The sequence below is a fragment of the Gordonia araii NBRC 100433 genome, assembly GCF_000241265.1.
GTDB lineage: Bacteria > Actinomycetota > Actinomycetes > Mycobacteriales > Mycobacteriaceae > Gordonia > Gordonia araii.
Genome location: NZ_BAEE01000081.1, coordinates 1 through 1,453, shown reverse-complemented (window position 1 = coordinate 1,453; position 1,453 = coordinate 1). Strand labels below are relative to the sequence as shown.

General features: G+C 63.5%; 1 protein-coding gene. It reads left to right on the top strand.

The genetic code is table 11. The features are described from left to right. Positions 1-126 precede the first annotated feature (126 nt). Positions 127-1,440: an ISL3 family transposase gene (locus GOARA_RS17110; RefSeq protein ID WP_007323689.1), complete on the top strand. Its 1,314-nt coding sequence runs from the start codon at positions 127-129 to the stop codon at positions 1,438-1,440. Positions 1,441-1,453: the final 13 nt, after the last annotated feature.

Below are 1,453 nucleotides of genomic sequence, written 5' to 3'. Positions count from 1 at the left end.
GGGCTCTTCGGATCTGAGAGTGCGTAGTCGGTGATCGTCGGCGAGAGTAGCGACCACAAGATGTAGGCGGGTCCTGCGGTGCGAGAATGGAGGTTCTCACACACCCAATTCGCACGCACAGGACCCATGCACCAGCCTACTTCTGATGTCGCTGACACGATCTGCCGTACCGTCGAACTCGGCGTCACGATCACCGATGCCGCCGTCGATACCCAGGACCGCACCCACATTTGGTGCACCGTCCTGGACCCTGATCCGCACTGCCCGACCTGCGGTATCGCCGGTCGACTCCGCGATCACGCCGAACGCGTAGTAACCGATGTCCCGGCGGCCGGCCATCCGGTCTTGCTGCGTATCGCCGTCCCCCGATTCGTGTGCGCTACAGCTGACTGCGCGAGGTCGATCTTCCGCGCCGACATCACCAGCATCGTCGAGCCTCGAGCAGTGATGACCAGGCGCTGTACCCGGTGGATCGTGCAACGGATCGTGATCGACAAGATGAGCGTGGCCGCGGTCGCTGCCAACCTCGGCCTGGCGTGGCAAGTCGTCAATCAGGCCGCCCTGTCTGCGGCGCGCGGTCTGGTCTACGACGGCGCCCACCTCGACGGTGTCCGGCATCTCGGCGTCGATGAGCACAAGTGGAAACACGTGCACGGCCACGGTGAATCGAGCTGGGTCACCGTCCTGATCGACCTGACGCCGGTCGTCGACGGGACCGGCCCGGCACGACTGCTCGACATGATCGCCGGCCGGTCGAAACAAGTGTTGAAGACGTGGCTCGATGCCCGTGACCAGGTGTTTCGGGATCGGGTGAAGGTCGTGGCGATGGATGGGTTCACCGGCTACAAGACTGCGACCGCTGAAGAGCTCCCGGCGGCGCGGATCGTGATGGACCCGTTCCACGTCGTGGCGTTGGCCGGCGACAAACTCGACCGGTGCCGCACCCGAATCCAGCAGACCACTTGCGGGCACCGAGGCCGCACGGGCGATCCGCTCTACAAGATCCGGCGGATTCTGCGGACCCGCCCTGCGTTGTTGACCGATAAGCAGAAGGTCACGTTATTCGAGGCGTTGACCAGCCATGATGAGCATGCCGCCGTCGAGATCACCTATCAGGTGTACCTGCAGGTGATCGCCGCCTACGAGCATCCGAGGCGCCGTGAGGGCAAGAAGTTGATGTTCAAGCTGCTCAAACGCATCCAGAAAGGTCTGCCCGACGGATTAGAGGAGGTCGCCCAACTCGGTCGAACCTTGTGGTCGCGCCGCGCAGAGATCCTCGCGTACTTCGACGTCGGTGTCTCGAACGGCCCCGTCGAAGCGATCAACGGACGCCTCGAACACCTACGCGGGATCGCCCAAGGCTTCCGGAACCTCGACCACTACATCTTGCGATCACTGCTGCACTCCGGCCAGCTCGCCGACCGCATCAACGCACTCTGAAACCCGATGAGCC